This is a genomic window from Rhizobium sp. R634 (genome assembly GCF_002211305.1).
Classification (GTDB): domain Bacteria; phylum Pseudomonadota; class Alphaproteobacteria; order Rhizobiales; family Rhizobiaceae; genus Rhizobium.
In genome coordinates this window covers 245,150-259,395 of sequence record NZ_LOKW01000004.1, presented here as the reverse complement: position 1 = coordinate 259,395, position 14,246 = coordinate 245,150, and the positions used below count along the sequence as shown (strand labels likewise).

17 protein-coding genes are annotated in these 14,246 nt (G+C 60.6%); 7 read left to right on the top strand and 10 right to left on the bottom strand.

Annotated features, from left to right (window positions below):
* Positions 1-52 precede the first annotated feature (52 nt).
* The 4 genes from ATY77_RS08265 (at position 53) to ATY77_RS08250 (ending at position 2,449) form a co-directional block, all read left to right on the top strand.
* Positions 53-292 carry a hypothetical protein gene (locus tag ATY77_RS08265; protein WP_245314311.1) on the top strand — a complete coding sequence of 80 codons (240 nt, stop codon included), beginning with the start codon at positions 53-55 and terminating at the stop codon, positions 290-292.
* Positions 293-511: 219 nt separating this feature from the next.
* Positions 512-1,033, top strand: coding sequence for a nutrient deprivation-induced protein (locus ATY77_RS08260; protein ID WP_088686920.1), 522 nt, complete (start codon positions 512-514; stop codon positions 1,031-1,033).
* Positions 1,026-1,442, top strand: a complete 417-nt coding sequence (locus ATY77_RS08255; protein ID WP_088686919.1) for a phage holin family protein — start codon at positions 1,026-1,028, stop codon at positions 1,440-1,442. Before ATY77_RS08260 ends, ATY77_RS08255 begins: the two co-directional genes overlap by 8 nt.
* Entirely contained in the window at positions 1,442-2,449 is a 1,008-nt protein-coding gene (locus ATY77_RS08250) for a DUF3618 domain-containing protein (RefSeq protein WP_088686897.1), read from the top strand. The genes ATY77_RS08255 and ATY77_RS08250 overlap by 1 nt, the downstream gene beginning before the upstream one ends.
* Positions 2,450-2,724: 275 nt before the next feature.
* Here ATY77_RS08250 and ATY77_RS08245 read toward each other — a convergent pair whose 3' ends face one another.
* A complete protein-coding gene (locus ATY77_RS08245; RefSeq protein ID WP_088686896.1) occupies positions 2,725-4,002 on the bottom strand; it encodes a divalent metal cation transporter in 1,278 nt (425 codons plus the stop codon).
* 267 nt (positions 4,003-4,269) lie between these two features.
* Here ATY77_RS08245 and ATY77_RS08240 point away from each other — a divergent pair, with 267 nt between their 5' ends.
* Together ATY77_RS08240 and ATY77_RS08235 are read left to right on the top strand one after the other, a co-directional pair.
* Positions 4,270-4,497 (top strand): hypothetical protein, encoded by a 228-nt coding sequence (locus tag ATY77_RS08240; protein ID WP_088686918.1) that lies wholly within the window; start codon positions 4,270-4,272, stop codon positions 4,495-4,497.
* Between the two features lie 469 nt (positions 4,498-4,966).
* The gene (locus ATY77_RS08235) at positions 4,967-5,749 is read left to right on the top strand and encodes a sugar phosphate isomerase/epimerase (RefSeq protein ID WP_245314309.1); all 783 of its coding nucleotides are present in this window, start codon (positions 4,967-4,969) and stop codon (positions 5,747-5,749) included.
* 28 nt (positions 5,750-5,777) lie between these two features.
* Here ATY77_RS08235 and ATY77_RS08230 read toward each other — a convergent pair whose 3' ends face one another.
* Positions 5,778-6,122, bottom strand: a complete 345-nt coding sequence (locus ATY77_RS08230; RefSeq protein ID WP_088686895.1) for a type II toxin-antitoxin system RelE/ParE family toxin — start codon at positions 6,120-6,122, stop codon at positions 5,778-5,780.
* Positions 6,109-6,384 (bottom strand): type II toxin-antitoxin system ParD family antitoxin, encoded by a 276-nt coding sequence (locus ATY77_RS08225; RefSeq protein ID WP_088686894.1) that lies wholly within the window; start codon positions 6,382-6,384, stop codon positions 6,109-6,111. Before ATY77_RS08225 ends, ATY77_RS08230 begins: the two co-directional genes overlap by 14 nt.
* Before the next feature lie 166 nt (positions 6,385-6,550).
* Here ATY77_RS08225 and ATY77_RS08220 point away from each other — a divergent pair, with 166 nt between their 5' ends.
* Complete coding sequence (locus ATY77_RS08220) at positions 6,551-7,459, top strand: acetamidase/formamidase family protein (RefSeq protein WP_088686893.1); 909 nt, start codon at positions 6,551-6,553, stop codon at positions 7,457-7,459.
* 63 nt (positions 7,460-7,522) lie between these two features.
* On the opposite strand, the gene yghU is transcribed toward ATY77_RS08220, so the two are convergent.
* From yghU to ATY77_RS08185, 7 genes are all read right to left on the bottom strand, one after another.
* Positions 7,523-8,398: a glutathione-dependent disulfide-bond oxidoreductase gene (gene yghU / locus ATY77_RS08215; protein ID WP_088686892.1), complete on the bottom strand. Its 876-nt coding sequence runs from the start codon at positions 8,396-8,398 to the stop codon at positions 7,523-7,525.
* A gap of 156 nt (positions 8,399-8,554) precedes the next feature.
* Entirely contained in the window at positions 8,555-9,634 is a 1,080-nt protein-coding gene (gene ugpC, locus ATY77_RS08210; protein WP_088686891.1) for a sn-glycerol-3-phosphate ABC transporter ATP-binding protein UgpC, read from the bottom strand.
* A gap of 22 nt (positions 9,635-9,656) precedes the next feature.
* On the bottom strand, positions 9,657-10,037 hold the full coding sequence (locus tag ATY77_RS08205; RefSeq protein WP_085739162.1) for a cupin domain-containing protein: 381 nt from the start codon (positions 10,035-10,037) through the stop codon (positions 9,657-9,659).
* A 15-nt stretch (positions 10,038-10,052) separates the two neighbouring features.
* Complete coding sequence (locus tag ATY77_RS08200) at positions 10,053-11,144, bottom strand: Gfo/Idh/MocA family oxidoreductase (protein ID WP_088686890.1); 1,092 nt, start codon at positions 11,142-11,144, stop codon at positions 10,053-10,055.
* A 2-nt stretch (positions 11,145-11,146) separates the two neighbouring features.
* A complete protein-coding gene (locus ATY77_RS08195; protein ID WP_088686889.1) occupies positions 11,147-11,974 on the bottom strand; it encodes a carbohydrate ABC transporter permease in 828 nt (275 codons plus the stop codon).
* Positions 11,971-12,966, bottom strand: a complete 996-nt coding sequence (locus ATY77_RS08190; protein ID WP_245314308.1) for a sugar ABC transporter permease — start codon at positions 12,964-12,966, stop codon at positions 11,971-11,973. The genes ATY77_RS08195 and ATY77_RS08190 overlap by 4 nt, the downstream gene beginning before the upstream one ends.
* Positions 12,966-14,219, bottom strand: coding sequence for an extracellular solute-binding protein (locus tag ATY77_RS08185; protein WP_088686888.1), 1,254 nt, complete (start codon positions 14,217-14,219; stop codon positions 12,966-12,968). The genes ATY77_RS08190 and ATY77_RS08185 overlap by 1 nt, the downstream gene beginning before the upstream one ends.
* Between the last annotated feature and the right edge of the window lie 27 nt (positions 14,220-14,246).

Genomic DNA, 14,246 nt, shown 5'->3' with positions numbered 1-14,246 from the left:
CGCAACATGCCTTTTCGAACGAAGCGCGAACGGCCGGAACAAAACCGAAGACGTGACGGTTCGATGGTTCAAAGAATCAGGTAAAGGGACAAGAAATGTGATGAATTTAGCTTTGCTTCTGGGCGCGATGACGCTGACGTGCTGGATGCTGGGAGGAGCTGTTGCGGTGCTGGGCACTGCCGAGCATTGCCGTCATCACCGGCAAGAGATGACGGAATTCATTTCGCTGGGTCTCAACCTCCTCGGGCTCGCATGCGCGATCGCGATGGCGGCCGTCGTCGTAGCGGCATAATCTGCTTGGCTGCGGTTGGCGTTCTCGACGCCAGCTTCAGGAGAAGCTCGGACCCGTTGCCGTGACGCCCCCATGCTCGTGTGTCACAACCGCCGCATTGGAAGGCTGGGTGCTCCTCGCCCACTGAGGAAGCAAGCTGAGGAACTTCTCACTCTGCTGGAACAATGCCCGAAGATCGCGGTTCGGCGCTCACGAACATTCCAAGTCAGGGAGGCCTCAATGGCTGACGAATTTTCCGCGCCGGAAGGAGAACGCAGCCGGCCTGCGAGCGCCTCTCCGACCACTGAGCTGAAAGACAAGATCAGCGACGATATCCGTTCGACCAAGGAGCTGGTGAAGGAGACATCCGCAACGGGCCTGGAAAAGGCAAAGGAAGCAGTTTCCGAGCAGGCGCACTTTGCCGCTCGCCAGATGAGCGGCGTCGCAATGGCACTCGAGAAGGTCGGGGCGGAACTGGAGCGCTCGGACCAACGGCACGTTGGCCGCTACGCTCGGCAGCTCGGCCGCAGCGTTGCCAGTGCGGCAAGGCGGGTAGAGGGCAAGAACCTCGACGAGATGGCTGTGCTGGCTGAGGATTTCGGCCGCAGGCAACCGATCGCATTCCTGGGAATCGCGGCTCTCGCTGGGTTGACCGCTAGCCGGTTTCTGACTGCCTCGGCAAAACGCGCCGACAAAGCTCGGACGCATGCTACACCCGCACAGGCGTTCGCTTCGGAAAGCAAGGATGATCAAAATGGCTAAACCATCAGAAAACACATCATTGGCCGAACTGATCGGCGGCCTTCTAAATGACGTTGCTGGTCTTCTGCGCAAGGAGATCGACCTTGCCAAAACCGAAGCATCGGAGAAGCTGTCGGCTGCTTTGAGCGGCGTCGAAATCCTGCTCATAGGAACGATCCTGGCGATCGGAGCGATCGGCGTGCTGTTGAGCGCGGTCGTCAGTGGTGTCGCCGCGCTGTTCGTGGCGCAAGGGTTAGGTGAGCCTACGGCCAGTGCGCTCGCTTCAATCATCGTCAGCGTGGTGATTGGTCTTATTGCATGGATCATGATCAGGCGAGGCCTTGCCAGCTTCCGTCGCAGCAATCTGACGCTTGCACGCACCACAACGTCGCTTCGTCGAGACGTGCAAATCGTGAAGGACAAACTCTGATGGAAACGTCTTCAGACAAAACGTCGCTAGAGCTTCAGCGAGAAATCGATCAAGATCGCCAGCGTCTTGGGGAACGGATCAACGAGATCCAGGAGCGAATGTCGCCTGGCCAACTGGTGGACGAGGTTATTGCTTACGCCAAGAACAGCGGGGGCAGCGAGTTCGTCGGGAACCTCGGCCGAGCGCTGAAGGAAAATCCGCTTCCGGTGGCGCTGATGGGCGTCAGTCTCGCTTGGCTGATGGCCAAAGGCAATCCTGCATCAGCGATTAGATCAACGACGTCAAGCGAGCCGGAATATGACCTTTATCCCGTTCAGGGGCCTGTGCGGCGCCTCGGGCCTCCGACCTCTGTCGAAGGCGTCCGCTACAGCCATTTTTCCGATAGCACCGGTAGGACACTGAAGGCCGTGACCGACGAAACCGGACGCCGGGCGGGTCATTTTGTCGATGAAAGCGGCAAGACCTATCGCGGTTTCGTCGATGCCAGCGGCAAGCGGATCGACCAGATTTTCGATGAGACGGGAGCAATGCTGGACGCTGCGTCCGGTTGGGCCGCCGAAAAGTGGGAGCAAGCAAAGACGGCTGTGCAAGGCGCTTCCGACCGCGCAACGGGGACGGCCAATGCATTCGCCGACCAGGCCTCTTCTGCTGTAACGAACCTGCATGAGCAGACAAACAAGCTCAATGCAATGATCCTCCACCAGTTCCGCGATCAACCGCTGGTCGGCGGCGCGTTAGCCTTTGCAGTCGGAGCCGCGATCGGCGCAGCGCTTCCGAGCACCGAAATTGAAGATGAACTGGCTGGCGAAGCTTCGGATGCCACTAAGGAGGCGATAAGCGCAGAGACCTCTGAACTTGTTGATCAAGGCACCGCTATCGCTTCAAACGCTTACCAACACGCGGTCACGGCTGCATCGAACGCTCACGATGAAATCAAGGATCGCCTTTCTGAAGAGGTCGAGTCCCTACGGAAGCCACAAACCAGGGATCCCACGACGCCGGGCTGAGCCGGGAACCCGACCCTGGCTCGATCACTGGGGCGTTAGCAGCCGACTGGATCGAGCTGCTCGCCAAGAACGATGGCAATTCTGGCCGCAATCATCTGTCTGCAGGGAAGCTGGCTAAACCGATACCACCGCGTCGAAGGATGTTTGCGCTCCCTCTCTGATACGGCAGGCCCGGCAACAGTCTTGACCGGAAGAGCGGCGAGTGAAGGTTCTCACGCGCGTTCTATGTCTGCATGCGACTGCAGGCTTGCGATCGGAAAAGCTTCTCTGATCGTTCAGAACAAAAGCATACCAAGAGTGCTTACACCCATGGCCATCGCCGTAAAGGCGCTGATGTAAACCATCCAACGAGGAGCCTTGAGATCTCCCATAATGGCCGGGTTTCTCGCCATCAAGACCATAAGGATGATGATCGGCGTCGCCAGGACGCCGTTGATCACCGCGCTCCAGAACAAGGCGCGGATCGGATCAAGTCCCACCATCGTGACCGCAACGCTTCCAAGCGTTGCGATCACGATCGTGGCGTAGAAGGCTTTGGCGTCGTTGACCTTCTTGTCGAGGCCTTCGGGCCAACCAAAGCATTCTGCAACGGCGTAAGCCGCCGAACCCGCCAGAACCGGGACTGCGAGCAGCCCGGTGCCGATGATCCCAGCCGCAAAAATCGCGAATGCGAAATCCCCTGCGACCGGTTTGAGTGCCTCGGCTGCCTGTGCGGAGGTCTCGATGTTGGTGTCGCCATTGGCGTGCAACGTCGCGCCGGCCGCAATGATGATGCAGAGAGCGACGATATTCGAGAAGCCCATCCCCACCATGGTATCCATTCGGATGCGGCCAAGCTCGGGTCCTGCCGCTTCCGGGTTCCGTCGCAGCCGGGCAAGCTTCCTGTTTCTCAATTCCTCGACCTCCTCGCCGGCCTGCCAGAAGAAAAGGTATGGGCTAATCGTAGTGCCGAGGATCGCGACGATCGCGGTGAACTGGTCGCCGCTCAACTCGAATTTTGGCATCACAAGTCCGCCGAGCGCCTCGCCCCACGGCACCCCCGCCACGAGAACCACGGCGACATAGGCAAAGAGCGAGAGCGTCAACCACTTCAGGACATTGACGTAAGCGGGATAAGGTACGAAAACCTGGATCGTGGAGCAAAGGATGCCAAACAGCATGGCGTAGAAAACCTCCGGACCCCCGATCAGGAGTTGGAGCGCAGCCCCCATTGCTGCAAGGTCGGCGCCGATGTTGATGAAGTTTGCGAGGAACAATAAGACCATCGCGCTGTAGGCGAACGAACGGTGGTAATGGAGCTTGAGGTTCTTTGCGAGCCCCTTTCCTGACACAGCCCCGATGCCTGCGCTCAATCCCTGGACCGCCGTCATCAGCGGATAGCTGAACAGCATGGTCCAGCCGAGAGTAAATCCAAACTGAGCACCCACCTGACTGTAAGTGGCAATGCCGCTCGGATCGTCGTCGGCGGCACCTGTGACCAGTCCAGGGCCTAGCGCCCTCACAAAGCTGGCGTTTGCCTTGGGGGAAGTGTTTTCGACGGACGACGATACCATGACGGAACCTGCGAGTTTTTGCTATCAATGCCGGGAACTCGTCGCTTGTTCCAAAGTCGCGCCGCCGACATCAAGCCCTTGCGGCTTCCGGCACTGCTTAGGCGTCGCGTTCGCAAACGTATCGAAGTCGCAAAGACGTTCACCTTGTCCCTGACGGTGGCGCATCAGCGACTGGGTCCGCAACCGTACGAAAGCATACACAGGGGATCCACCGAAAAGCGAATCATGATCATCTATAGCGATCTGCTATCGTCGGGAGTGGGCGTTATGGGTGCGGCTACTTTCTTGCCGGGCTGCTTCTACTGGGCAAAATCGCCGAAGTTTTTTGACGGGAAGATCACCGTGGTTCGCGTCTCCACCGTTTTCGGCGCGGAGCCTGACTACTGGACATTGGCACTCCTCGGCACGGATCAGCACGCCATGCCTTGTGACTTCGAAATTATCGCTCCTGCGGAAGTGCCGGAAGATGACATTCTCCAAAACGCGGCCGAATAGTGCCCGGTGTTTCGTTCGTGGCGCTCAGGCTGCACTCAAGAATTGAGATGTTCCGTGTCAACGAACTCGAAAACCAGCGGCTCCTGTTCGGCGGTCCTTCTCTCGCTCGCCTCCTACCAAGTGGTTCGATCCAAACAACGTGGCGGCGACTTGCTGGTGCAGATAATTCGCCTTGAAATATTCGAACCGAAAGTAGATCGTCATCACGCTGACGCACCAGCACCAACCTCCGGGCTTTCGTCGGCCTATCGCATTCGGCGCTGTCTCCCAATCGGTGGAGACTGCGCGACCTACAGATTGACCGCCAGGCGCCTGGGGTGCGAACCGCACAGGTGAGTTTTTCCTATCCATCCTATTCGCCGTCGTGGAAGCGAGTGGAGCCGATGGGGAACGCCGCTCCCGAAAATATCTGACGGTTCATTGAACCTGACGCACTGAAAGCCGATGGCACGGAAAGACGAGAAATGCTTTGAGAGACGAACAGCGCGCTTCCACAACCCTTCCGTCCATCTCGCTCCAACTGTACTCGATGCGCAATCTGGGTAGCCTCGCTCGACAGGTGGAGGCTGCCGTAACTGCCGGGTATCGGTTGGTCGAACCACTGGAACACCATTTGAACGAAGAGGAGCGTCTGGAGGACCTCCTTCGCGAATACTCGATTTCCGCGCCGACCGCGCACATATCGCTCCCAGCGCTCAAAGCGCGCCGATCTCAAATCGTGGACGATTGCCTTCGCTGCGGGATCCGCGAATTATTCGTCCATATTCCCCAGGAAATCGCTGTCGAAACGATGGCCTACTGGACACAAATCGGGACCGATCTGGGTGCGATCTCTGCAGCGATGCAGAGTGAGGGTATCGCGCTAGGTTTTCACAACTCGAGTTCAGGCTTCAAGCTTCTGGTCAACGGACAATATGGGTTTGAAGTTCTATTCAATGCAGCATCCGGTTCGCCATTGATCTGGCAAGCCGACATCGCCTGGCTCCATCATGCAGGCGTCGAACCTCGCGATTGGCTGCGTCGCTTTTCGAAGGTTTTGACCTCAGCGCACATCAAAGACCGCGCCGCCGACAGCCAGAAGAGCGCAGAGGATGGGTGGGCCAATGTTGGTGCCGGTATAATGGTGTGGCCCTCGCTGTGGCGGGCGGCCGTCCAATACGGCGCGCGCACTCTGGTGATCGAACATGATAATCCCCCAGACCCGATCGGCTTCGCGAAAGAGAGCCTCTCCTATGTTCGGCGCTTCTACTGAACGTCATTTCGGAGCGCCTTCTCTGCTCCTAAGTTTCGAGCAGTCGCCTCATCATGTGCCGGATGTGATCCTGAGCACCGAAAAAGATGGCGGCAACGATAATCGTCCGGCGATCCACCGCCGGCAGAAACCAAATTGCCGCCTTGTCTCGCCGCAGGAAGCGGATGCCCGGATAAATATCGGATCGCGATGTTCCGATGTGGGGTGTTTCGGTGAGCCGCCGGATCGACGAACGCAGTTCGCGAACCCGGCCTGCCGCCCGCTCCAGGGCCTCTTCCGGGCCGTCGCCGAGATCGCTGTAGGCGGCAAAGAGGTGGTCGAATATAAGTTCGAAATCCCGCTCCGCTTCGCGGGAATATTCAAGTTTCCACACGAAGAGCTCGCCGCTTCCGCTCGATCATATCGTCGACGGCCTCCGCCATGGCATCGTCCGACAGCATCGGTCCGTTCAACCGCCGCTGGATCAGTTCCCGAAGGGCCTCCGTCTCCGCGGCCTCGGTTTCGGTTTTTTGCCTGAGAAGCTCCAGGCCCTGCTGCAGAACCGAACTCAGGCTCGAATACCGCCCATTCTCGACAAGCGATCGAGCAAACGCGTCCTGTTGCTCGGTCAGCGAGATCGATGATTTCACGCTCATGATGATCTCCTTTCCCTCCAAGATTGCTACTCAGTGGCATATGTCAAGGGGCCTCATGCAAAGCCGCTTCGCAGGATATTGGCATCCGGCTGTTCTCTGATCTAGTTTTCCACATTCTCTGCTGCTCAATCAGCCATCACACCTAACGAGCGAAAGCCGTATCCTCATGACCATTCACCGCTTCATTCCGACGACCTTTCATAACGTGATCGGCTCACGTCCGCCGGCGCTTACAATCGCGGACGGCGATACCGTCGTCACGCAGACGCTCGATGCCATCGGTTATGACAAGGACGGCATCAGGCGCACGTCCGGTCCGAACCCGATGAACGGACCGATCTTTGTCGAAGGCGCCGAGCCCGGAGATGCGCTGAAGGTCGAAATCATCAGCATGGTGCCGACTAGGGATACTGGGTTTACCCGTAGCATCGTCGCGGCCAATGTCATCGATCCCGAAACGGTTCGCGACCTGCCGCCGCGCGATATGGCGATCTGGGCTATCGATCGCGAGGCACTGACGGTCCGGCTAGCCGAGCCTGTCGCCGGCCTCGAAAATTTCATTCTGCCTCTCGCCCCGATGATAGGTTGCTTTGGCGTGGCGCCGAGCCTTGGCCAGGCGATTTCGACCGCGACCAGCGGCGAATATGGTGGCAACATGGATTATCGCCTGTTTGGTCCCGGCACCACCGTCCGCTTCCCGGTCTCGGCTCCCGGCGCCCTGTTCTTCCTGGGCGACTGCCATGCCGTGCAGGGCGATGGCGAGATCGTCGGCACCGGCGTCGAAACCACTTTCGAAGTCACGGTTAGGCTGACGGTGGAAAAGAAGGCCGGACTGGTCTGGCCGCGCGGAGAAACCGCCGAAGACATCTTTACCATCGGTAACGCCCGTCCCCTCGATCAGGCGCTTCAGCATGCGACCAGCGAAATGCTGAACTGGCTCGCCTCGGATTACGGCTTGGACAGAACTGCAGCCAGCCATCTGCTGGGCCAGGTGGTGCGTTACGATGTCGGAAACGTCTTCGATCCCGCCTATACCATGGCCTGCCGCATCGCCAAGAAGTGGCTGACCCGCTGATATCGCTGCCGCGTCGCCGAAGGCCGGCCACCGGCCTTCGGCTTGGTCATCGAACCCGCTTGCTTACTCGGCGGCCGCGAGCTTGTCCTGCGTTTTGGTCTCGAAGTCGCTGGCGTCGTGACGCTCGTGCAACTGGCTCGAAGGTTCGCCGGAAAGGCGGTTGACCATCCGGCCGCGCTGCACGGCCGGTCTGTTATGAACGGCGTCGGCCCAGCGCCGCACGTTCTTATAGTCCTCGACCTGCAGGAATTCGGCCGCACCGTAGGTCCAGCCCTTCACCAGGCCGCCATACCATGGCCAGACGGCAATGTCGGCGATCGTATATTGGCTTCCGGCCAGATACTCGCTTTCGGCCAGGCGGCGATCGAGCACGTCGAGCTGGCGCTTCACCTCCATGGCGAAGCGGTCGATCGCATATTCGATTTTCGTCGGCGCATAGGCGTAGAAATGGCCGAAGCCGCCGCCGAGATAGGGTGCGCTTCCCATCTGCCAGAACAGCCAAGACAGGCATTCGGCGCGTTCGCCCGGTTCGGTCGGCAGGAAGGCGCCGAACTTTTCGGCGAGATAGGTGAGGATGGCGCCGGATTCAAAGACGCGGATCGGCTTTTCGCCGCTGCGGTCCATCAGCGCCGGGATCTTCGAGTTGGGATTGATCTTGACGAAATCGCTTCCGAACTGGTCGCCGTCGCCGATCCGGATCAGCCAGGCGTCGTATTCCGCACCGCTGTGGCCAAGCGCCAGCAGTTCCTCGAGCATGATCGTGACCTTCTGGCCGTTCGGCGTGCCGAGCGAATAAAGCTGCAGCGGATGACGGCCGATCGGAAGCTCCTTCTCATGCGTCGGCCCTGCGATCGGGCGATTGATGTTGGCGAACTGGCCGCCATTCGCCTTGTTCCAGGTCCAGACCTTCGGGGGTACGTAATCGGGAGAACCGCTCATCTTTCAAACTCCTGGCATTGGTCGGATAGAGCACGGCGCCTGGTCGGGCCGCCGCATTTTTCCTGTCATAGCAGAGGCGACGAGGGTTTGTCACAGGTCTCAGAGCTGTTTCACGCAATCGTCAGAGCCTTGGCAAAGCTCAAGAAAAGAGCGGTTTCAGGCGTTGGCTTCAGGCAGGCGCCTGCCCGTCGCGGCCGAAAACAGATGTTCGCCGGCCGCCCGCAAGGTGAAGCGGATCGTGTCGCCGGGCTTTATCGCGATGCGCTCGCGAAACAGCATATTGACGTTTTCTTCGCCGATCCGGGCGACGACCTGCGTCTCTGCCCCGGTCGGCTCGACGACGATGATTTTCGCCGGTGTTCCCTCCTCGGCGATGGCGAATTGTTCCGGCCTGATGCCGTAGATGAGTTCTTCGCCGGGATCGGCCGTGCCGGGACGCAGCGACAGCGGCATGGCGATCCCGCTGTTGGTGCGAAAGATCGAGGGGGCGTCGGCCTGGATTCGGCCCTTGAGCAGGTTCATCGCCGGCATGCCGATGAAGCCGGCGACGAAGGTGGTTGCGGGGCGATCATAGATCTCCAGCGGCGTTCCGATCTGCTCCACGATGCCGTCGCGCATCACGACGATGCGGTCGGCCATGGTCATCGCCTCGGTCTGGTCGTGGGTGACATAGACCGTGGTGATCTTCAGCCGCTGGTGAAGCTCCTTGATCTCGGCGCGCATGGCGACGCGAAGCTTGGCGTCGAGATTGGAAAGCGGCTCGTCGAAGAGAAACACTTTGGGATCGCGCACGATGGCGCGGCCCATGGCCACACGCTGGCGCTGGCCGCCCGAGAGATGGCGCGGATGTCGGTCGAGATAGGGTTCCAGCGCAAGGATCCTGGCGGCGGACTGCACCCGCCGGCCGATCTCGTCCTTGGCCGTGCCGCGCAGCTTCAGGGAAAAGCCCATATTCTCGGCAACCGTCAGATGCGGATAGAGCGCGTAACTCTGGAACACCATGGCAATGTCCCGCTCCTTCGACGGCAGGTCGTTGACCATGCGGCCGTCGATCGAAAGCCGGCCTTCCGAGATCGTTTCGAGACCGGCAATCATCCGCAGCAGCGTGGACTTGCCGCAGCCGGACGGGCCGACGAGCACGATGAACTCGCCGTCGTCGATATCGACATCGACGCCGTGGATGACGGGTAGCGTGCCGTAGGATTTGCGGATGTTGTGAAGCGCGATCGACGCCATGATGGTTCCTCCCCTGTCGTGTTCAGGCCGCGCCTTCGCCTTCATGATTGACCGCCGTCCGAGTGCCGGAGGAGAACATGATCAGGGCGAAGAGCGGTTCGGTGCCGAGTGCGCGCGCCCAATGGCGGACATTGCGGGGAATGCGGATCGCGTCGCCGGCTTCGAGCCGGTAAAGCGCGTCGCCGAGTTTGTGTTCGCAAAGGCCGGAAACGACATAGAGGATCTCCTCGCAATCGGGATGCGAGTGCAGCTGGTTGCGCTCGCCGGGATTGATGCGGCAGGTGCCGAAGGTCATCTCGGCGCCGGGCGTGCCTTCGCCGGTGATCTTCCAGTTGAGTTCGCCCCATGTGGTCGGCATGAATTCGCCGCCGGCTTTCCTGAAAATAATATCGGTCTCGCTCAAGGCGGTCCCTCCCCGTCAGAGATTGGTGGTGACGCCGGCATCCGTGCGTCGGTAGAATTCGAAGAGCTTCATGATCTCGCGGGCGATTTCGAGCGTGCCCCGGGTGATCGATGTGCCGGAAAGGATAGCATCCGTCAGATGCAGGATCTCGGGCACGTAGCCGAGATAGAAGAGATTGTTGTTGTAGAGTTGGCCGAGCGAATGCTCCGGCTCGTAGAACAACGCGGCATTCTCGTCCGGCTGGATGAAGCTTGCAGCGCGGCCATAGGACGGCAGGTCCGCCTTGCGGAAATAGGTCAGCCGACTGCCGTTTTCGACGATGGCATTGGCGCCCTCGCCAATGATCTCCACCCGCTCGAAAATGCTGCCGCCGGATTGGCCGGCAGCAAGATGCAGCGTGCCGATCGCCCCGGAGTGGAAGCGCAGGCTGGTGACGGTGGCCCCCGTCAGCGCTTCCCATTCATAACCAGCGCGTTCGATCTCTCCGCCGAGAAAATTGAGGATCGCGCCGGGATGATAGATATGATCGAGGAAGCTCTGCATCCTGACGAGATCGCCACGCTCTTCGGGCTTCGGCAGGCTCTGGGGATAGCGCACATTGATCGAGGTCAGCCGGCCGAAGCCGGGGGAGCCGATCAGATCCTTGAGCTTCTCGACTGTCGGGAAGAAGGTCTTCTTGAGGCCGGTCATCACCATGCGGCCGGCCGCGGCACTTGCCGCCTGCAGCCTTTCGATGTCTTCCATAGTCGCGGCGGTCGGCTTCTCCATCCAGACATGCGCGCCTGAGGCAAGCGCGTCGAGCGCGAGATCGGTCGCCTGCACCCGGCCGTCGGGATGATAGGCAGTGACGAGAAAGACCAGGTCCGGCTTTTCCTGATTCAGCATCTCGCGATGATCGGTATAGGCTTTGCCGGCGCCGAAGAGCTTGGCGAATTTCTCGGCGCGGCCGAGATCGAGATCGCAGATGCCGGCAAGCTCGACCGGAGCGTAACGCAGCGCCGGATAGACATTGCGATAGGCATGGCCGCCGGCGCCGATGAAGCAGGCCTTGATGCGGTGCTCGAATTCGAAATTGTAGCGGATTTCCCGCTGGACGTGGTGCGACATGGTCAGCCCTTGATTGCTCCCTGCGTCAGCCCCTCGGTGAAGCGGCGCTGCATCAGGATGTAGAGAAGAATGATCGGCAGGAACGAAATGACGGTGCCTGAGAAGACCAGCCGGTAATCGGAGGCGTAGGTGCTGGCGAAACGCACCAGCCCGAGCGGCAGGGTCTGCACCTCGGGGCTGATCAGCACGATCAGTGGCAGGAAAAAATCGTTCCAGGTGGAGAGCGCGCTGATGATGACGAGCGCCTGCACCGCCGGCGTGGAGATCGGCAGAAAGACCTTGGTGAGGATCTGGGAATGCGAAGCGCCGTCGATCTTGGCGGCCTCGATCAGATCATCCGGCACGCCGATGAAGAAGCTCCGCATCAGGAAGATGCCGAAGGGAATGCCGTTGCTGACCTGCACCAGCACGATACCTGCCAGCGTGTTGACGAGGTTCAGCCCGAATAGCACCTGGTAGAGCGGGATGACGATCGCCTGGACCGGCACGGTGAGGCCGAGGATGAAGGCGTAGAACAGCCATTCCCGGCCGGGAAAGCGGATCTTGGCGAGCGCATAGCCGGCCGGCGCGCAGGTGATCAGCGACAGGACGACGACGCCGACGAGGTTGATGAGGCTGTTGCCGACGAGGTCGCCGAAGCCGCCGATCTGCCAGGCGTCCAGATAGTTCCGCCACATCGGGTCGGCGGGCCAGGTGAAGGGATCGGCCCTGCCGATCTCGGCCTCGGTCTTGAAACTCGAGACCAGCAGCCAGACGAAGGGAGCGAGGATCAGGATCAGAACAGGGGTCAGCGCCAGCGCCACCGGCCATTCGCGATTGCGCACACTCATTGGGAAAGCCTCGCGCGCCAGCGGTTGAAGACGATGGTGATGGCGATCGCCAGCAGGCTCAGCAGGATGCAGAGCACCGCCGCAAGTCCGTGATCCTGGGACTGGAAGGCAAGCCGGTAAATATAGGTGGTGATCAGTTCGCTCTGGTAGAACGGCCCGCCGTTGGTCATGACGAAGACCGTGGCGAAGCCCTTCAGGCCGTTGATCATCGCCAGCGAGACGACGAAGGTCGTCACCTCGCGAAGCCCCGGCAGTGTTACATGGATCAGCTTCTGGAATGCGTTGGCGCCGTCCACCTCAGCCGCGTCGTAGAGCGAACGGTCGATATTCTGCAGGCCGGCGATGAAGAGCAGCATGTAGAGGCCGAAACCCTGCCAGGAGCTTGCGAGATTGACGGAAAAGAGCACCAGCGCCGGATCGGAAAGCCAGCCCTGCGTGAAGGCGCCGAGCCCGATCCGCGTCAGCGCCGTATTCAGCAGGCCGAAAAACGGATCGTAGATATTGGCCCAGATGACGCCGACCACGGCCAGCGACACCAGATGCGGCAGAAAGAACGCGGTGCGGAAGAAGACCTGGGTGATCCTCAGCCGGCTGACGGCGAGCGCCAGCAGCAGTCCGAGACCGCCCGCCATCACCACATGATAGGCCAGCCAGACGAAGGTATGGACCAGGCTCTTCCAGACGATCGGATCATGCGCCGCCTTGGCATAATTGCCGAGGCCGACGAAGCTCGCCGAGGTGTTGAAGCCGGCCGAGCTGTTGAAGCTCAGCCAGAAAGTGGCGGCGATCGGCAACAGCGTGAAGACGGCATAGAGGCCGAGCGCCGGCGCCATCAGCCAGAATGCGGTGCCGGCATCGCCGTCGGGCGAAGCTGACCTGGCCGTCCGGCGTTTGGACATACGGGCGGACAGGCCGCCCGTATGTCCCGCCACGGCAGGCGCATCCCTGAGAGGAGCCACGACCTTGCTTCCGGGCGTTTCTGGAATGACCACTATTTCGCCTCTGCCATTTTGGCCTGGATCTGCTTCATGCCTTCCTCGCCGCCGATCTGGCCGGAGATCAGGCCCTGGATGACCTGGAAATAGGTGTCGAGCACGGTGCCCGGCAGATAGACGCTCGGATTGTAGCCGACGCCGCTGGCCGCGGCCGCGAAGATATCCTTGAGCACTGGCGTCGGAGGTTCGACGCCGGGGATTTCGCGCGGATAGATCATCGTGCTTGCCGGATCCTGGGCGCGTTTCTTCATCACCGCGTCCGACAGCATGAAGTCGATCCATTTCATCGCGAGTTCCGGCTGCTTGGAGTTGACGGGCACCAGCCAGCTCCAGCCAACGCCGCCGGTCGGCATCGCCGCGCCCTTGATGTCGGAAGGCATCGGCGCATAGCCGGCGTTAGTGAGGTCATAGCCTGCCTTGCGGGCATTGGCGGTGAACCAGGGGCCGGCGACGAACATGGCCGCGCGTTTGTTGAACCAGAGGCGCGAGGCGCCATCGAGATCGAGACCCGCCATTTCCTTCTTGATGTAGCCCGCCTCGACCAGCTTCTGCAGCCGGATGGCGCCGGCGGCGACCGATGGGTCGTCCCAGGCGATCTCACGGCGCAGCGCCTTGCCGATCACCTCCTTGCCGCTTGCCGATTGCAGCAGGTTGCCGAAGAGATGGCCGGCGCTGCCCGGCGTGCGCGGGCCGATGGCGATCGGCTGTACGCCGGTCTCCTCGATCGCTTTCATCAGCGTTTCGAATTCGCTCCAGCTCGCCGGGATCTTCCAGCCCGCCTGCTCGAAAATATCCTTGTGATACCAGATGCCCAACGCATCGAGGCCGTCGGGAACCTCGTAGATCTCACCGCCGAACTGGCCCTTCAGCTCGGTGTAGAGCCAGGGATAGATCTGGTCCTTCCAGCCGCGCTTTTCATATTGCTCGGTGAGCGGGATCACCTGCTTGGCGTTCTTGACAACGCTGATGCGGCCGATGCCTGAATTGGTGAGGATCACGTCGGGGCCGGCATCCGACTGGATCGCCGCCTGCACCGCACCGTTGCTGATCGTTCCGGTCGGCGGCATGAACTCGACGGTCACGCCGGGATTGGCCTTTTCGAAATCGGCCTTGATGCCGTTCCAGAGCTGCGCGACCAGCGGTTCGGTGATCTGTTCCGGACCCCACATATTCAGGGTCTCGGCATGCGCCAGCGAACTTGCGGCAAGCATCGCCGCCAGTGCCGTACTGCGGGCAAGAAATTTCAACATTGTTCCCTCCTCCGGGCCTCTCCTCGG

Coding starts and splice junctions, on each gene's coding strand:
- ATY77_RS08260 (WP_088686920.1), top strand. CDS start 512: ATGGCTGACGAATTTTCCGCGCCGGAAGGAGAACGCAGCCGGCCTGCG.
- ATY77_RS08255 (WP_088686919.1), top strand. CDS start 1,026: ATGGCTAAACCATCAGAAAACACATCATTGGCCGAACTGATCGGCGGC.
- ATY77_RS08250 (WP_088686897.1), top strand. CDS start 1,442: ATGGAAACGTCTTCAGACAAAACGTCGCTAGAGCTTCAGCGAGAAATC.
- ATY77_RS08245 (WP_088686896.1), bottom strand. CDS start 4,002: ATGGTATCGTCGTCCGTCGAAAACACTTCCCCCAAGGCAAACGCCAGC.
- ATY77_RS08240 (WP_088686918.1), top strand. CDS start 4,270: ATGGGTGCGGCTACTTTCTTGCCGGGCTGCTTCTACTGGGCAAAATCG.
- ATY77_RS08225 (WP_088686894.1), bottom strand. CDS start 6,384: ATGAGCGTGAAATCATCGATCTCGCTGACCGAGCAACAGGACGCGTTT.
- ATY77_RS08220 (WP_088686893.1), top strand. CDS start 6,551: ATGACCATTCACCGCTTCATTCCGACGACCTTTCATAACGTGATCGGC.
- yghU (WP_088686892.1), bottom strand. CDS start 8,398: ATGAGCGGTTCTCCCGATTACGTACCCCCGAAGGTCTGGACCTGGAAC.
- ugpC (WP_088686891.1), bottom strand. CDS start 9,634: ATGGCGTCGATCGCGCTTCACAACATCCGCAAATCCTACGGCACGCTA.
- ATY77_RS08200 (WP_088686890.1), bottom strand. CDS start 11,144: ATGTCGCACCACGTCCAGCGGGAAATCCGCTACAATTTCGAATTCGAG.
- ATY77_RS08195 (WP_088686889.1), bottom strand. CDS start 11,974: ATGAGTGTGCGCAATCGCGAATGGCCGGTGGCGCTGGCGCTGACCCCT.
- ATY77_RS08185 (WP_088686888.1), bottom strand. CDS start 14,219: ATGTTGAAATTTCTTGCCCGCAGTACGGCACTGGCGGCGATGCTTGCC.